The organism is Deltaproteobacteria bacterium, from assembly GCA_028818775.1.
Classification (GTDB): Bacteria; Desulfobacterota; Binatia; order UBA9968; family JAJDTQ01; genus JAJDTQ01.
On the sequence record JAPPNE010000189.1, the window covers coordinates 1 to 16,186 of the forward strand.

Genomic DNA, 16,186 nt, shown 5'->3' on the forward strand with positions numbered 1-16,186 from the left:
GGCGACGGCTCTGGCCACCATGGCCTGCGCCTGGGCGGGAGTGCCGCGCTTTTGCTTGTGCTCCTCGGCAAGGGCGGGCGTCGACGTGCCATCGCGTTTTGCGCGCTCGCGCTCGGTGGTCGCGCACTTCGGGTTTGCGCCTCGCCAATGGCAATCTGGAGAGGTTGACCGCACGGGAAGCATCTCATGCGGCGACGCGATGATGCGCGCAGCGCTCTACGAAGCCGCCAACGTCTTGCTCGGCGCACGACGCGGTGGCCGTGGCTGAAAGCCTGGGCGATGGGTGTGGCGAAGCATCGCGGCAAGGCGCGCGCGAAGGTTACGCCCGCGCATCGGCTCGGCGTCATCATGCACCGCATATGGATGGTAGTGAGTTTCGCTGGAAACGCGACGGCGTGGATGACGTAGCCGCCTGGCATCGAGAATCCAAAAGGAGGAGAATCGGAAAACTACGGTAGCTTCCGCTCTTGCGGAGGATGCTCCCGCGGAGATAAGGGACGAGGCGAGTTCGCCTTAGGCCCAGCTCCGCTCCGTCGATGACGGTGCGAGGGTGTATGACAGATTGTTCCGCCTCGTTCTCCGATCCCATCCTGTTGACGGCTCCAGACCGGGAGCCGATCACATAGAGAAGCGAGACCCCCATGGAGCATCGTCTAAAGCCAAAGGTGGAACAGATCTGGAAAAACCAGGGCAGAGAAACTTGACTTGGTTGCCCCGATTATGGAGGGGCCTAAGTCCGACAGGCTGATAGCCCAAATTCGGTTTGAACAAGAGATGCTCGCTCGGCCTGCACGGGTTTCCCCCTGTCGTTATTCGCCTTTGCAAACCCACGCGCTTGGCGATGCGCCGTTTGACACCAGGCCTTCGGAATCGCTAGTTTGAATCCGTAGCCTGTCTCACCTAATTTTTACCGCCCCCTAAATTATTTGTTTCTCCATGCAACGAGGTTTCGATCTCAAAGGGGGCGGCATGAATATCAAAAAGAGTTTTTTGAGCCGTATCGCGCGCCGCAATAGCGCCGCACAGGATGAATCGGAAGAGGGGTATGAGATTCCGCCTCCGACGGCCTTCGAACCGAGCGTTCCGAATACGACGGGAAATTCGGAGGACAAAGAGCTTGGTTCGCATCAGGAACTGGAACTGATCGCTTTCGGAGAGCCTGCGCCAACCGGTTCGGCGAACCGCGTGGACGCGGTTGATGGCGGTGATGTTCCCGCCCTCGAGGCATTGGCCGGGCCGGTCACGGATGAGTCGCCGGATACGCCCGAACCGCCTCGTGAAGTAACGCCGTATGAGGAATATGGCCTCGATCTAGAGTTGCTGAGCGAGACGGAATCAAAAGCGTCGCGGGAAGAAACAGAGTCGTCTCACGACGATGAAGTCGTAGCCTCGGAAGTAGCCGATAACGTCGCGGAGGCGTCTGCGCCCGAAGCGGGAGTGCCGCAGGAAACCGAGCCTGGGGCCATGGACGAAATCGCTCAGGAGGTGGAGGAACCCCTGGCGCCGATCACGGATGAGTCGCCGGATGAGCCGTCGCCGCAGAGCGGTGCAGCGTCGTATGAGGAATATGGCCTCGAACTCGAGTCGCTGACCGAATCGGAATCAGGAGCCTTGCCAGAAGAACCGGAACCGTCTCTGGATGAATCGTTTTTCGAAGATGGAGCCGCCGCCTCGGCAGCAGCCGATAGCGCCTTCGAGGCGTCTGCGCCCGAGCCGGGGGTCATACAGAGCAGTGAACCGGATGCCATGGACGAAATGGTTCAGGAGGTTGAGGAATCCCTGGCTGCGTCGATCATGGATAACGCGCCGTATGAGGCGGTGCTTTCTCAAGATACCAAACCGGATGAAGAATACGGCGATGACTTCGAGGCATTGGCTGCGCCTGTCTCGGATGAATATGCTGACGCGCCCGAGCCGGTTCACGAAGAAGACAAGAGCGTCTCGCTCGTGTCCGAAAGCGTGGCGGATGCGGCTATGCCTGAGCCGGAGGTCATTCAGGAGAGCGAACCGGAAGCTGTCGGTGACACCGTTGCCGAGGATGAGGAGACACGAACGGCGTCGGTTTTGCAAGATTCACCGCATGAAGACGAACCGTCGCTCGTAGACGAAGAAGCTGACTCGGAGATAGCCGAAAGCGCCGCGGAAGCTGCTGTACCTGAACCGGAAATCTCTAATGAGAGTGAGTCTGCGGAAGATATCACGGAAGAGGTTGGGGAGCCCCTCGCGGCTGCGGTGATGCAAGACTCGCCGGATGAATCCTTGGAACCCGTTCTTGCGGAAAACGGTATTTCCCCCCTCGTGCGGGACGCTCGCGGCGTCTGGCGGCCTGGCAAGGGATTCAGCCGGGGCGAATTGCGCGAAGCGGGTCTGAACCTTGCCGATGCCTCGCGCCTGCATATCCGCCTCGACAAGCGTCGCCGCAACACGCACCCGGTGAATGTCGCATCCCTCGAACAAGCGAAGAGCGGCGTTTGAGGGGCATGAACCAGCAGTGAAAGGGAACAACGATGAGCGAATCCGTATTGCAATTGAAAAATTATCATGGATCCACCGAATACGACGAGGAAAATGAGACCCTGCATGGCATGGTTCTCCCCACGTACGGGATTTGATTACATACGAAGCCGAAACCCCAAAGAGTTGAAAAAAGCACTTCCTGGAAGGCGCCTGGTGAGCATCCCGGGGGTCGGGGTAATTGGCGCAATGGCGACTCAAGCCTTCGCGCCGCCGCCATGTGAAAATGGCCCGCGCCAGGAATCGCGCAGGGAACTCTCCTGTCAACTGCCGGTTTTTCCACAGGTTTTCCCCAGACTACGGTTGTGGAAAACTACCGGTGATTCTTCCTGGTTCACTGAGCATATGAGAGCTTCAAGCGCGAGCGTGACTTCTCCACCGGACTCGGGCTCGTTCCGCGCGAATAGAGTCTGAGAGGAATGCGAGTAGGCCGGAGGACGGGCAAGGGTAAACGGTTGTCGAGACGGGATCGGGAAAACCAAGTGTGTGGAACGGACTGCCAAGCCCGGGGACGTGCCAATCACTATACGGGCCCGCAGCAAGTCAAGCGCCGTAATCAAGAGGCCGGATGTGCGACTGAGCCAGGCCCCATTGCGCCGAACCCTCCGAAGAAAACGGCTTGCATGCTGGTGAGCGCCATGTACGTCACATAGTTTCGTTCGGGCCGTGACAGGCAGGTTGATTTGACCGATTGAAGACTTGCTTCCAGTTTCTGCGTAGCAACCGCATCCGGATTTCCTTTCTGGGCTTGTCCGTGTCTGTCGCAGCGTCCGCGCCCCTGGGTGGTTACGACTTGGACCCAGCCCGATGTCCTGTAGACGGCGCCGGTTTAACGCGGGGTCTCGATGAGAACGGGGGTGATGCCATAGAGCTCGGTCCAGTCCTTGGGCAGGCGCCGTCGCGCGCTGGCAAGGATGTGCGAGTCCAGGATTGGGAATTGTGATCCGAGTCAGGGTGAGTAACCTCGGGTTGTCGACCACGAGATGGGGTAATCGGGTTGGCCACCGAACTACCGCGTGTAGCGGATGTTCCTCTGTCATATGATCGAGGCGAGGCCGGGATGGTCCGGTCTCTACGCGCCCGCAGGAGGAGCAGCAATGAACCATTTTGCAGGACTCGACGTGTCGTTGGAGTGGACGAGCGTGTGCGTGGTGGACGCGGAGGGCGGGATCGTCCGGGAGGCGAAGGTCGCGAGCGAACCCGCGGCCCTCGCGGCGTTCTTCACCGGGCTGGACTTCGGCGTGACGCGCATCTGCCTCGAGGCGGGGCCGCTGTCTCAGTGGCTCCATGACGGCCTGGCCGAGGCCGGGCTCCCGGTGGTTTGCGCCGAGACGCGGCAGCTGAAGGCGGTGCTCTCGGCGACGGTGAACAAGAGCGACCGCGACGACGCGCGCGGGATCGCCCAGCTGGTTCGCGCGAACCTGATTCGCCCGGTGCACGTGAAGACGGTGTCGAGCCAGGAGAAACGCATGCTCCTCGCCAACCGAAAGTTCATGCTGAAGCAGCTGTGCGACGCCGAAGCCCAGATCCGGGGCACGCTGCGCAACTTCGGGCTGAAGATGGGCAAGGTCACCCGCCGCGGGCTGGAGGCGCGGGTAGGGGGTCTGGTCGCGGATCGCCCGGAGCTGGCGCGCCTGGTGGCGCCGATGCTGCGGGCTCGCTCTGCGTTGCTGGCGGAATACGTCCGGCTGCACAGGATGATGCTGGAGGCGGTACGCGTCGACCCGGTCTGCCGTCGCCTGATGACGGTTCCCGGCGTGGGTCCGGTGACGGCGCTCACCTTCCGGGCGAGCGTCGACGTGCCATCGCGTTTTGCGCGCTCGCGCTCGGTGGGCGCGCACTTCGGGCTTGCGCCTCGCAAGTGGCAATCCGGAGAGGTCGACCGAACGGGAAGAATCTCCAGGTGCGGCGACGCGATGATGCGCACGGCGCTCTACGAAGCCGCTAACGCCTTGCTCGGGCGCACGACGCGGTGGTCGTGGCTGAAAGCCTGGGCGATGGGTGTGGCGAAGCGTCGCGGCAAGGCGCGCGCGAAGGTTGCGCTCGCCCGCCGGCTCGGCGTCATCATGCACCGCATGTGGATGGACGGCACCGAGTTCCGCTGGAAACGCGACGGCGTGGATGAAGTAGCCGCCTGACGTCGGGAATCCAGGAGGAGAAGAATCCGAAAACCAAGGTAGCTTCCGCTCTGGCGGAGGATGCCCCCGTGGGGACGAGGGACGAGGTGAGTTCGCATCCGGCCTAGCTCCGCTCCGTCGGTGACGGTGCGAGAGCGTTCGAGAGATTGTTCCACCTCGTTCTCCGATCCCATCCTGTTGACGGCCCCGGACCGGGAGCCGATCACGTAGAGAAGCGAGACCCCCATGGAGCATCGTCTGAAGCCAAAGGCGGAACAGATCTGGAAAAACCAGGGCAGAGGAACTTGACTTGCTCGTCCCGATTAGAGAAGGGGGAGGTTCTTCTTGCGCAGCCTGAGTACCCAACCGATAAAGCCGTCTCGAAGGAGCAGTTTACATGCGACGGTGCTGAAGCCGAGCATGGCAACCGGCCGCCTCTGGATGCCGACGAGGGTTTTGTAGCCGATGTAGTGGATATAGTAGTAGCGGGCGACGAACCCGTTCCACCGCCTTCTCTCGCGAAAAGCGGAGATGGAATGGCAGTCGGGGGCGAAAATCTATCTTTCTTACATAATCGAACAGCCCACGATCATTTTTTCCCCGTAGAGTAGCCCACCTTCTTGTGGAGCGATTTCAAGAGAGCCAGCGGGTGGATGTTCTCCATCGTCTGGGTTTTCCCCCGGTACGCATAATCCCTGAGCGCCTGATAGTAACTCTCCGTATCCGGACCACGAAATCCCGGAGGATTTGATTCAAGGACTCATCGTACGGACAGCATATGCAACAGACCCAGGGAAACTTCGCGGAAAGGGCGACGATCCGGCAATCCTTACGGCTGCCGGTGCGCGCCGAATGCGCCGACGAAGCTCTGTCTCGCACCGTCCTCGGTGCCGGAAACGCCGAAGATGCCGGCGGCCGAGCCGGGGTATCGCATGGCGGCCGCGCCCGGCGCCCCGGGACCGTAGAACCGCCCGCCCCAGCCTCCGTTATAGGGGTAGACCGGCGTCGTCGCCGCCGGGTCCTCCGCCGCACCCATCCTGGCCGCGCCCCGGAAATGCCCCGACTCCGCGTCCGTATAGCCCAGAAGCTCGGCCTCGATCAGGATGATGGAATCCGGCACGGGGGTGCCGCCGGAAACGATATTCTCTATCGCGCCGCTCACAGTTCCCGCCGCCGACCCATCGCCGAACGACGCGGTCAGGGTCGCGGTCGCGTCGAACGGCCTGACCACGCCACCCATCGTGTGAATCCCGGTGGCGGGACCGCGATACTGCGCGTTCCCTTCGAGCGCCTGGAGGTCGGTTCCGCCTGCGCCGACTTCGAACGACCTGTTTCCCGACGCGAACGCGCCCACCGAAGGCAAGACGGCGGGACTGTTCAGCCAGATGCCGAAAACCAGATAATCCTCATCCGGCGCCTCCCGCTGGGGCTGGGCGGGGCCCGACCCGGTGAACGCATAACCGGAGATGGCCGTGATCCGGCCTGCGCCGTCGATGTCGAGCGTGCACTGCTGCCCCGCCCCGCAGGAGAAGGTTCCGTGCAGGGGGTTTGAATCGGAGTCGCCGTCGTGGTCGTAGTCGCCCATGAACGACCCGGCCGACTGATCGGCGGGGGTGAGGACGACGGAATCGGGAATCCGATCGAGCCGGACGGGCGCGTTCCTCACGGACGCGGCGTTCTGGGCCGGAATCACCCGCGTCTGCGAGATGTCGGTGTAGGCGTGGGCGTAGAGGCCGCCGTCGATGCTCGACAACTCGACACCATGGAACCCGCCCCAATCGCCGATGCGCGGCAGCGGCCGTTGCTCGTTCGTGGGAATCGCGCCGGCCGCGTTCTCAGTGCTTAACACGGTGGCGGCGCCGCCGTCGGTGTCGATCCGGACCCGGAACCGGCGCTCCGCCGGGCCGCCGCTTCCGGTGTCCGCGCCCCAGGTCACCCTGGCCGCAGCCGGCAACACCCCGGCCGCGCCCGCGAGGCTGGTTCCCCGGGTCTCGGTCGTCACGTCGTCCGCCGATTCTTGGGGGGTGATATCCCAGGCCGAGTGTTCGATGCGTCCGGCCCCTCCCGCATCCGCCACCAGCACCTCCACTATGCCCACCCGCCTTCTCTTCGCGGCGTCGGTGTCCTCGTCATCGCCGTTCGCGGATTCGAACAGCCTCGCGTTCTTCGTTCTCAGACTCCTCATGTCGCGCGTCTGCCTCACCATGTCGGCGAACCTGACGGCGTCCCGGCTCGCACGCTCGGCCTTGCCCAACTCCGCCACCACCTCATCGGCCGCCTTGCGGACGTCGGACTCGACCGTGGCCGCCTGGGCCCTGTCGTTCGCCGCCCTCGCCACCTCGTAGGCCGCCTCGACGGCATCCGCCGCATCCTTCGCACGCGTGTAGTTGCGCACGTCGTCGGCCTCCTGTATTCCGGTGAGCGCCTCCTGCGCTATCCTGGCCGCCTCCCGGACCGCATCGAAAGCCACCTGCGCCCTTCTCCTGGCGTCGGACAGGCTCTCCCCGGCCGGGGCGCCGCCCCCATTGCCGCCGCCGCAGCCCGCCAGCGTAAGCGCCAACACCGCCGCCAGCGTGAAATCGCAGAATCCGCGAACGGATCTCATTTTCCTGAACGTCATCTGGTGAATCCTCCCGGATTGGATGGACAGAGAGATTCATTCCTGCGGGCGGGTCCAATGATGATCCCACACTTTTGCGCTTTTGCCAAATAAATCCCCGCCTCGCGTGAGCCACGTACTCGACCCGGAGGTGGCGGTTCGCCTGATGCCGGCGGTTCTTCTGCTGGGGATCGTGCACGACCGGCGTCTGCTGCGCGAAGCGCAAGTGAACATCTCGATCCGGTGGCTCATCGGTTACGAGCTGGAGGAGAGGCTGCCGGACTATTCGAGCATGACGAGGATCCGGCAGTGCTGGGAGGAAATTCGGTCCAGGGAGATATTCCAGTGCACGGTTCGCTCGTACCTGGATATGAAAGTGACCATGGGAGAAGTGGTTCACGTGGACGCCTCATTGATTCAGGCGGACGTGAGTTGGGAGAGTCTGGTGGAGTGTCACGTAGAGGAGATGATTGGGGGAGCACCCCTTGGAGGAAAAGGCAGAAGGATGGCGGAGGCTGCCGTGGCGGGGGTTCGGGGAAAGTGAGCCGGACGGGCCCGAAAGCTGGCCGGCTTCGGTGTGCGCGTCTACCCCACGGGGCGGAAGGTCTACGTGGTCCAGTCGAGGGGGCCGGGAGGGCCGAAGCGCAAGGCGCTTGGCCGTCACGGGGAGATATCGTGTGAGGAGGCGCGCAAGAGCGTGACCGTCCTCATCGACCGCATCAAGCGGGGGAGTATCCTGCGCCCGCGGCGGAGTTCACGGTGTCCGGACTGGCGGAGCGCTTCATGCGCGTCCACGTGTTGGAGCACTGCAAACCGGGCACCGCCGTGGGCTATCGGCACACGCTCGAGAAACACGGCCTGCCGTCTTTGGGAGAGATGGTGCTCGGCGAGGTCGCAGGAGGCGACGTCATGGCCCTGCACCACCGTCTCCAGGATACGCCAATGCGGCCAACACGGTGGTCGACGTGCTGTCCAGAATGTACGTGCTGGCCGAGGCGTGGGGTCTCGCGCCGCCCGGGAGCAACCCGTGCCACGGGGTGCGCCGCTACCGGAGACGCCCCCGCGAGCGATTCTTGACGCACGAAGAATTCCGTCGCCTGGGCCGCGTGTTGAGGGACTTGGAAGCGGACGGATCGGTTTGGCCGTCCACGATTGCGGCGATTCACCTGTTGATGCTGACCGGATGCCGCAAAAGCGAGATATTGGATCTTCGCTGGGACGATGTGGAACTTACTGCGAGCGAGTTGCGGCTCAAGGACGCTAAGGCGGGACCGCGCATGGTCCATCTGACGGCACCCGTACTGGCGGTGCTTAAGGGCCTCCCCCGCTCGCCGGGGAAGGCCTGTGTGTTCTCCGGGCCGAGAGGCGGTAATCAAGAGCCGTACTTCAACCTGTGCTGGCGACGTATCCGGGCGCGGGCGGGACTTGACGACTTGCGGATTCATGATCTGAGACACTCCTACGCGTCGAGGGCGCTCGCGCTGGGTGAGGGCTTGCCCACGATCGGGAAACTACTCGGACACTCGAAGGTATCGACGACAGCGCGCTACGCGCACCTGATGCGCGATGCGGAGAAAACAGCTGCCGCCCGGGTGGGCGAGAGCATCGGAGTTCACCTGGAGCCGCAAAACGCCAATACCTGAACGCAACCACGAGGAGGTATCGAAGGTGGCGAAGCTGCAACACGGGACGCTCTCGAACCGTATGGTCGCTCGACTGAAAGTGGCGAAGGACACTGTATACTGGGACAGGGAACTGACCGGCTTCGGGGTGCGGGTCTATCCCACGGGCTCAAAAGTCTACATTGTCCAGGCCCGGGGGCCGAAGGGACCCAGTCGCCTGACGGTGGGCAAGCATGGTGTGATCAATGTGGATGAGGCGCGAAAGCGCGCGGCATCGATCATCGCACGGGTGAAGGCGGGCGATGAGACGGCTTCCGGACCGGTGCGGACCGGTGAAGTCGGCCGGCGGCCCCACGGTGGCCGAACTCGCGAGACGCTACATGAAGGAACACGCGGCGATACGCTAAAAGCCGAGTTCCATGAGTATGGTACGCTCGGTGGTCTACAAACATATCGTGTCGGCCTTGGGCCGCCTGCCGCTTGCGTCGGTCGAACGCGCGCAGGTCGCGGAACTCCACCAGCGGCTGTCCAAGACGCCCTATACGGCGAACATGGTGGTCCGCACCCTGAACTGATGTACCGGCTGGGCGAGGACTGGGGCATGGCGCCTAAGGGATGCAACCCCTGCCGCTCCATCATCAAGTACCCTGAACGCAACCGGGAACGGTTCCTGACCGACAGGGAGTTCACCCGCTTGGGACGTGTCCTCGATGAGGCCGAAACCCAGTGCGAGGTATCTGCAACCGCCGTGTCGGCGATCCGTCTTCTGATGCTGACCGGGTGCCGGAAGAACGAGATACTGGCGCTTCGCTGGGAGAACGTATCGCTGGATGAGAGCGAATTCAAGCTGCCCGACGCGAAGACGGGCGCGCGAGTGGTGTCCCTCTCGCCACCGGCTCTGAAGCTTCTCGCCGGTCTGCCGCGAATACAGGGCAATCCATGGGTTTTTCCCGGAAAGAAGCCGGGCGCGCACATAAGCGACATCGATTATACCTGGAACATTATCCGCTCACGCGCGGGTCTCGAGGACATCCGGCTCCACGACTTGCGCCATTCCTTCGCATCCAGGGTGCTGGCGCTTGGTGAGACTCTGCCGATGATCGGCAAACTCCTGGGTCATACCCAGATCGAGACCACAGCGCGCTACGCACATCTGGCGCGTGACACGGTGCGGGAGGCGGCGGAGCGGGTCTCCGAGAGCATCGCTGACGACATCCTGGGGGAAGATTAGAGGCGAGTTCGTGTTTCCCAGTGCGCCCCGTAGCGGCGCTGGCCGCGACAGGCCGTGTAGCCCGTGCGCCAGCGCAGATCGTGTCTTAACAGCGCGCAACCATAAGCGCTTGCGCCTTCAGGGTCCCGGCAACTACCCGGGCCTTGTTCTCTCCCGGCGGCCGGCGACGAACAGCGCCCCGCGCCTGTGTCAATCGCGGGCGTCGTGCTCGGCGATGCCCGCGAGCTCGACCGGAGGGCGGTCGGGGAACCAGGCAATCAGCGACAGGTTTCCGCCCATCGCCTCGACCGTCTTACGCAATGTGGACAGCAGCAGATCACTGCGCTGCTCCAGCCGCGAAACCGCGTCCTGGCCGATGCCGAGTTCGCGCGCAACGCTCATCTGGGTGAGCCTTCGGGCCTCGCGCAACTCGCGCAGCGTCATCTCCTCGGCAATCAGTTCCGCCGACCGATCCTCTATCCTGCGCCGCCGCTCGGGGTCGAGTTCCGCCATCATGGCATCAAGGCTCACGGTCATCATGATCCTCCTTCATCGGCGAGTTCGGCAAGGTGCCGCTCGAACCGTTCGTCGGCCTTGCGGATAAGCATGCGGTAGACCCGGCGTTGGCTTCTGCCCGACTTGTCGCCGCAAACAGCAGGATGGCCTGACGCGCGGGGTCGAATGCAAAGGCGACCCGCTATGCACCGTCCATTGCATTGAACCGCATCTCCTGCATGTTCACGTGCCGCGAACCGTTCAGCGTATCCACCTGCGGCCGGCCCAGTTGCGGCCCGAACTGCTCAAGCAAGTGCCCGATTGCGCAGGCCTCATCCAACTCCACGGCGCGCGTCCGGACGGTTCGATCGTGTTCCACAAGAAGTTGAGCAGAGCGAATGTGTTGGGCTTTCTGGCGTCGCAGCCGAGTTGTCTGGTGGCAATGGAGGCATGCGCGAGCGCGCAATACAGGGGTCGCGCGGTCGGTAGGCTCGGCCACGAGGTGAAGCTTATGCCACCGGTCTACGTGAAGCCATATGTGAAGCGCTACAAGAACGACGCTGCGGATGCGGAGGCAATTTGCGAGCAAGGGAATGTTCTTCTGGCGCAAGTTCGGCATTCAGCCGATGCAGAGGTCGCGTGGGGCGAGTTCCCACGCGGCGGTGGAGAATCCGAACATGACGAGCGGCCTTCAATTCTAAAATTGAGTAATCGCTTTTATATGCTTATTTGGATGGGGAAACGATTTTGCGGCGGATACCACTTTTTTGAATTGCTTAACCAATCACGATCTCTTCCTCAAGCGTGGCCGGTCGCAAAATTTTCCCTTGACAATATTATAAAAATAAGCGCAGTATAAGGATATTCGCCCAAATATAGGCAAGGAGAGTAATGTTGCCTTCTCGCTGACATTGCCTTCTCGCTGAGCTGAGATGACTCGTTAGCGAATTTCTGCAAGGGTTAGAATTCACCTTGACAAAACAGGAAATGCTATAGCAATATGAGAGTTGCTACGCATTTAACATATATAAGAGGTGTGGGGAAATTCAGGAAGGCACGAGTAAAAATATTGTCTGCCCCCGCATAGAAGGAACTACATGAGTATTAAGAATCGTCCTGATTTGTATTGCAAGCATTAGATTGTGAATCAGGAGGATAATAGTTTCAAAAAAAAATACCGAATATAAAATACAGCCCGAAGCATGAGCGAAAGGAGGTTAATTCAGAGGAAAGGCGGAAAGTTACGGAAATCCCTTTTTCTATGTATTCAGGAGGACTCACTAAATGAAGTTCAGACAAAGGACAAGCAAGCTATACGCTTTCGCGCTGGCGGCAGTGTTCGCCCTCGCGCTGGCGGGCTGCGGAGGCGGCGGCGGGACGGCAGAGGAGCCGCCTCCTCCGATGCCTAGCCCGCAGGAGCAGTGTGAGGATGCGGGTAATGTGTATGTGGGCGGTCAGTGCATAACGCCCGCAGAGCACGCGCAGCAGATGTGTGAAGGTGCCGGCGGTCGGTACAATACGGACGGTTCTTGCACCTCGGCCGCTGATCTCGCCCAAGAGATGATCGATGCTGCACGGACGGCTGCGGCCGCGGCTGCGACTGCGGCGAACGAGGCGCTCGATGCGGCGAAGGCGGCGTTTAACGGAATCGCCGGCATGGAGAGCTACGACGAACTGCACTACGGCTTGGTTTCCAGTGCGGTAGGCGCTGCGGTTCAGGCGAAGCAGGCGGCGGATGCCGCGAATCAGGCGGCCATGGACGCGACTACGCCTGAAGCCGCCCAAGCGGCCCAGACCAATGCCGAACGGGCTCGTGATGCGGCCCAGGCTGCCCTCGCGAATGCGAATATGTTCGCGCAAGCGGTGAAGGACGCCAAGACGGCTGCGGATCAGAGAGAAGCCGACAGGCTGGCCGAAGAAGAGCGCCAGAGAATGGAAGCGCAGTTGACCGAGGACCTTGCTGCGGCTGTGAGCAGAGCGATGGCGGCCAACACTGCTGCCATGTCTGCGTCTGCAAGAGCCGCTGCGGCGGTTGGTATATTAACGGGCACGGAAAACGCCACACCTCAGCAGGGCGCAGCCGCGCAGGCTGCTGCTGGTCGTGCCGCTGTCGCTGCTGCTACTGCACTTTCTGCGCATGCCAATGCAATTACCGCGCAAGGTGACAGGGACCTCGCTGCTGCGAATGCTGCGGCTGCGGCGGCTGAGCAAGCGGAGATGGACGCCGAAGCTGCTCTCGGCGAAATCAACGATGTGATTGCAATGCTCACCCAGAACAACCAGGAAGCTGCGGATGAAGCGCAGCGCGTGATGGACGTCGCAGATGCTCGCTCCAGGGCCATGGCCTCTGTAACTCAGGCGAATACGGCCGCGGATGCGGCGGAAGCGTCTGCCGATATGGCGGAGGCCGATGCTCCTGGTTCGGATGCGGCAGTGGCGGCTCGCGCCGCGGCCGTGGACGCGAGAGCGGCGGCTGACGCCGCGCAGGCTGCACTCGATGCCATTGCGGACGACGCCACCAAGGCAGAAGCCGATGCTCAGGCCGCGAATGCGGCTACGGAGGCCGGCAATGCGGAAGGGCATCAATCGACTGCGAGCATGGCGGAGGCTGATGCGGCTGATATCAAGGCCAAGGCGGATGCAGCCGAAACACAGCGTGTAGCAGACGTTGGGGCGGCCCGCACGGCGGCCATGGGTTCCGTGACGGCTGCCAATACAGCGGCCGACAATGCGGAAGCGGCCGCAGTGAGAGCAGAAACAGCAGCACCCGACAGTGCCGCAGCAACAACGGCCAGAGAAGCGGCTACAGCCGCGAGAACGGCCGCTGATGCCGCCCAGGCGGCGCTCGATGGCATCATGGACAACATGACGAAGGCAGAAGCCGACGCCCAGGCGGCGGAAGCGGCGACGCAAGCCGCGAACGCTCAGGGCAGCTACATGACGGCTTCGATCGCGGCTGATGCGGCTGAAACAGCCAAAACGGTAGGAGAGGAACAAGAGAGAGTCCGTGCCGTTACGGCCGCGACGAATGCGGCGAATGACGCTGTAGAGGCCGCCAAGGAAGCGGCTGATGATGCTGCCGAGGCTGCTGATGCGGCCGAGACCGCCAGGGACAACGCCAAGGCGGCTCTCGATAGAGCAACGGCGGCTCGCACTGACGCCACGGAAGCTCAAACGCAGTATGAAGCGGCCATGGAGGCGGCTACGGCGGCCAGAAATGCGGCCAACGATGCGATGCAGGCCTACATGGACGCCAAGGCGGCGGCCGACGGCATCGACGCGGCCGGAACCGCAGCGGACGCTGAAACTGCGCAAGGCACGGCTGAAGATGAGCAGGACAACGCCGAGACTGCGCTGGCAACCGCGATGACGCAACAAGGTTTGGCGGAAACGGCTGAAACGGATGCCGGAACCGCGGCCGACACGCACGTCCTGAGGCTGTTCCAGGCGGCGAACGGTGCTCACGTTGAGGACGATGACGACACGACCGCCAACGAGACGGCGGCCCACGTTGCGAGCGTCGGTGCGGCGTTGGCAACGATTGCGGCTGTTGATGATGGCGCTCAGGCGGCCGGCACCACCGTCACTATCACGCATCCCGGGGACACAGTGGACAACCCGGCCACGGATGACGACGAGTTTGAGGAGGGCATGCAGACGATCACGGTGAATGTTGCCGGTGCTACGGCAATCGTGGCCGAGTTCAGGGAAAGCAGGGTCGCCACCGACCTCAACAATGATGGCGATACCACCGACACCGGCGAAGCCCAAATCATCCAGACCGCCAGGAAGATAGCCGATCTCGGCGTCTTCACCGGGTACGAGCTCTGGGAGAATGACGAGGACGCCGACACCGACACGGATCGCGCCCGCGCGATCCTCTTCACCAACAAGATGAAGGGCAAAGATAGCGTTCTCGCGGTGACTGCGGCGTCGGCCAGGTCGGTCGTTGGTCAAACCGTGGCAGCGGCTGAGCTGGCCGAGGTTACGAGCACAGCAACCACCATCACGGGCGTCGAATGGACGCCATCGGGTGAGACGGCGCTTACGGGTACCCTGACATGTGGCGACGCTTGCTCCATTACGCTTGGTGAAGACGGCGCCGTGACCGCCATCAGCGGCTACACGTTCACCGGCAGCCGGGCGGCCGTAGAAGCTGTCGAAGCCGCAGATGCAATGGAAGACAACGACTACCTGGCGTTCGGTATCTGGCTGGAAGAGAGCGATGACGGCGCCACCGACACCATCGGCGCCTTCGCAGTCGGCGGCACCGGCTACGCCGTCAACGTGCAGAACGCCGTCACCGGCACCGCCACCTACAGTGGTGTGGCCGCCGGCGCCCATCACAAGACGGGCGAGGGCGTGAACTTCTTCAGCGGCGACGCTACCCTGACGGCCAACTTCGGAGCCATCGATACGGATACTGAGAGAGGCACCACCCCGCCGGCCGATACTACGCCGGGAACCATCTCAGGTATGATCAGCAACATCCGGGTGAACGGCGGTCCGGCGTTGGCGGACTCCATCGTGTTGAGGCAAGCTGATCTCACCGATGGCACCGCCACCTTCAACGGCAATGCCCGTATGGGCGCCGGCGAGATCCAGGATGATGACACCGTGATGTACCCCTTCAACGGCACCTGGAGCGGCAGCTTCTACGGCGCGACGGCCGACGATACGGATACGAGGGATGTGAACGAGTCGGTCACCGCGCCTCTCGCGGCTGCCGGCACCTTCGGCGTCACCAAGTCCGAGGGTACGGGCGATGACATGGTCGTCGAGAGCTTTGTGGGTGCCTTCGGCGCGCACAAGCAGTAGAAAATGAATGACGCCTTTGGCTTCGGGGCTTCACGGCCCCGGGGCCGGGGCGGGTTGTGAAGGAGAGCGAAAAGGGGGTTGCCCGTTGGTTGCTTCCCTCGTGATGGAGCAAACTGTACCGTTCCTTGTTTAGAGTTTGAGTCCTCGAGCCGGGAACGGGAATAACGGGTAGCCCCCACTCTTTTGATTCATCATGCAGGCGCAGATGGTAGCGAGAAAAAGGGACTGCACCCTCTCTCAGAATCGACGGAAATCGAGAGAAGGCGTAGTCCCTTTTTCATGTGACGGAATAGATCGCGGCCGGTTTCTAAAGATGAAGATCAGGTGGCGACCACCCTTTGATGTCGTCTCACCCCGAGGAAAAAAAGTCCACGCCTTTGCCGGCTGATGAAATCAAATCCGGCACAGGAGGGGTTGTTGAAAAATCCTGTTTCGGAAGCGGGAGGAATGGCGGGTCACGCGGCCTGGGAGAGCAAGCCCGATCGGCGCGTGAGGCCGCCAGGAACGCGCATTCGGCGTTTCCGGGCGGCGCAGGCCCTCCACAGGGCGAACAAACGCGCCGCAAGGGCGGCGGCCAGCCGCTTGAGGTTCACCGCAGTCGCCGTCAGGTAGGACTGGATCCGCACGTTCGCAAGGCCCCGACGCACCGCGCGCGCAAGCCCGTGCCAACTCTTCGCCTCGCCGTGGTAGCCCTCAGAACGCCACATGCGCCGGCGCCACAGCCGACGCTCCTCCTTCCCCCGGCACGCATGCCGCCGCCGCGCGCGCAACAACGCCGGATACTCATGCGGAATCAACACCACCTTGCTCC

The 16,186-nt window shown here is 62.5% G+C and carries 8 protein-coding genes and 4 pseudogenes; 8 read left to right on the forward strand and 4 right to left on the reverse strand.

Going from position 1 to position 16,186, the window contains the following annotated elements; genetic code table 11:
• The 3 genes from OXU42_19160 to OXU42_19170 all read left to right on the forward strand — a co-directional run.
• On the forward strand, positions 1–268 hold a 268-nt coding region (locus OXU42_19160; GenBank protein ID MDE0031505.1), incomplete at its 5' end, for a transposase.
• 701 nt (positions 269–969) lie between these two features.
• Complete coding sequence (locus tag OXU42_19165; protein MDE0031506.1) at positions 970–2,475, forward strand: ribosomal protein L13e; 1,506 nt, start codon at positions 970–972, stop codon at positions 2,473–2,475.
• Between the two features lie 1,136 nt (positions 2,476–3,611).
• The gene (locus OXU42_19170; GenBank protein MDE0031507.1) at positions 3,612–4,652 is read left to right on the forward strand and encodes an IS110 family transposase; all 1,041 of its coding nucleotides are present in this window, start codon (positions 3,612–3,614) and stop codon (positions 4,650–4,652) included.
• 808 nt (positions 4,653–5,460) lie between these two features.
• Here the strand turns inward: OXU42_19170 and OXU42_19175 are convergent.
• Positions 5,461–7,101, reverse strand: a complete 1,641-nt coding sequence (locus OXU42_19175) for a hypothetical protein (GenBank protein ID MDE0031508.1) — start codon at positions 7,099–7,101, stop codon at positions 5,461–5,463.
• A 268-nt stretch (positions 7,102–7,369) separates the two neighbouring features.
• Between OXU42_19175 and OXU42_19180 the strand changes: the two are divergent.
• From OXU42_19180 to OXU42_19190, 3 genes and pseudogenes are all read left to right on the forward strand, one after another.
• Positions 7,370–7,699 (forward strand): annotated as a pseudogene (locus OXU42_19180) (transposase).
• A gap of 487 nt (positions 7,700–8,186) precedes the next feature.
• Positions 8,187–8,873, forward strand: a complete 687-nt coding sequence (locus OXU42_19185; protein MDE0031509.1) for a site-specific integrase — start codon at positions 8,187–8,189, stop codon at positions 8,871–8,873.
• A gap of 25 nt (positions 8,874–8,898) precedes the next feature.
• Positions 8,899–10,083 carry a site-specific integrase gene (locus OXU42_19190; GenBank protein ID MDE0031510.1) on the forward strand — a complete coding sequence of 395 codons (1,185 nt, stop codon included), beginning with the start codon at positions 8,899–8,901 and terminating at the stop codon, positions 10,081–10,083.
• Between the two features lie 189 nt (positions 10,084–10,272).
• Here OXU42_19190 and OXU42_19195 read toward each other — a convergent pair whose 3' ends face one another.
• Entirely contained in the window at positions 10,273–10,599 is a 327-nt protein-coding gene (locus tag OXU42_19195; protein MDE0031511.1) for a helix-turn-helix transcriptional regulator, read from the reverse strand.
• Positions 10,599–10,903 (reverse strand): annotated as a pseudogene (locus OXU42_19200) (type II toxin-antitoxin system RelE/ParE family toxin). Before OXU42_19200 ends, OXU42_19195 begins: the two are co-directional and overlap by 1 nt.
• A gap of 21 nt (positions 10,904–10,924) precedes the next feature.
• Here OXU42_19200 and OXU42_19205 point away from each other — a divergent pair.
• Positions 10,925–11,143, forward strand: a pseudogene (locus tag OXU42_19205) (IS110 family transposase).
• Between the two features lie 815 nt (positions 11,144–11,958).
• A complete protein-coding gene (locus OXU42_19210; GenBank protein MDE0031512.1) occupies positions 11,959–15,375 on the forward strand; it encodes a hypothetical protein in 3,417 nt (1,138 codons plus the stop codon).
• Between the two features lie 569 nt (positions 15,376–15,944).
• Here the strand turns inward: OXU42_19210 and OXU42_19215 are convergent.
• Positions 15,945–16,186, reverse strand: a pseudogene (locus tag OXU42_19215) (transposase).

Bases quoted from the DNA above. Each gene is read 5' to 3' on its own strand.
- OXU42_19170 (MDE0031507.1), top strand. From the start codon at position 3,612: ATGAACCATTTTGCAGGACTCGACGTGTCGTTGGAGTGGACGAGCGTG.
- OXU42_19210 (MDE0031512.1), top strand. From the start codon at position 11,959: ATGCCTAGCCCGCAGGAGCAGTGTGAGGATGCGGGTAATGTGTATGTG.
- OXU42_19195 (MDE0031511.1), bottom strand. From the start codon at position 10,599: ATGACCGTGAGCCTTGATGCCATGATGGCGGAACTCGACCCCGAGCGG.
- OXU42_19165 (MDE0031506.1), top strand. From the start codon at position 970: ATGAATATCAAAAAGAGTTTTTTGAGCCGTATCGCGCGCCGCAATAGC.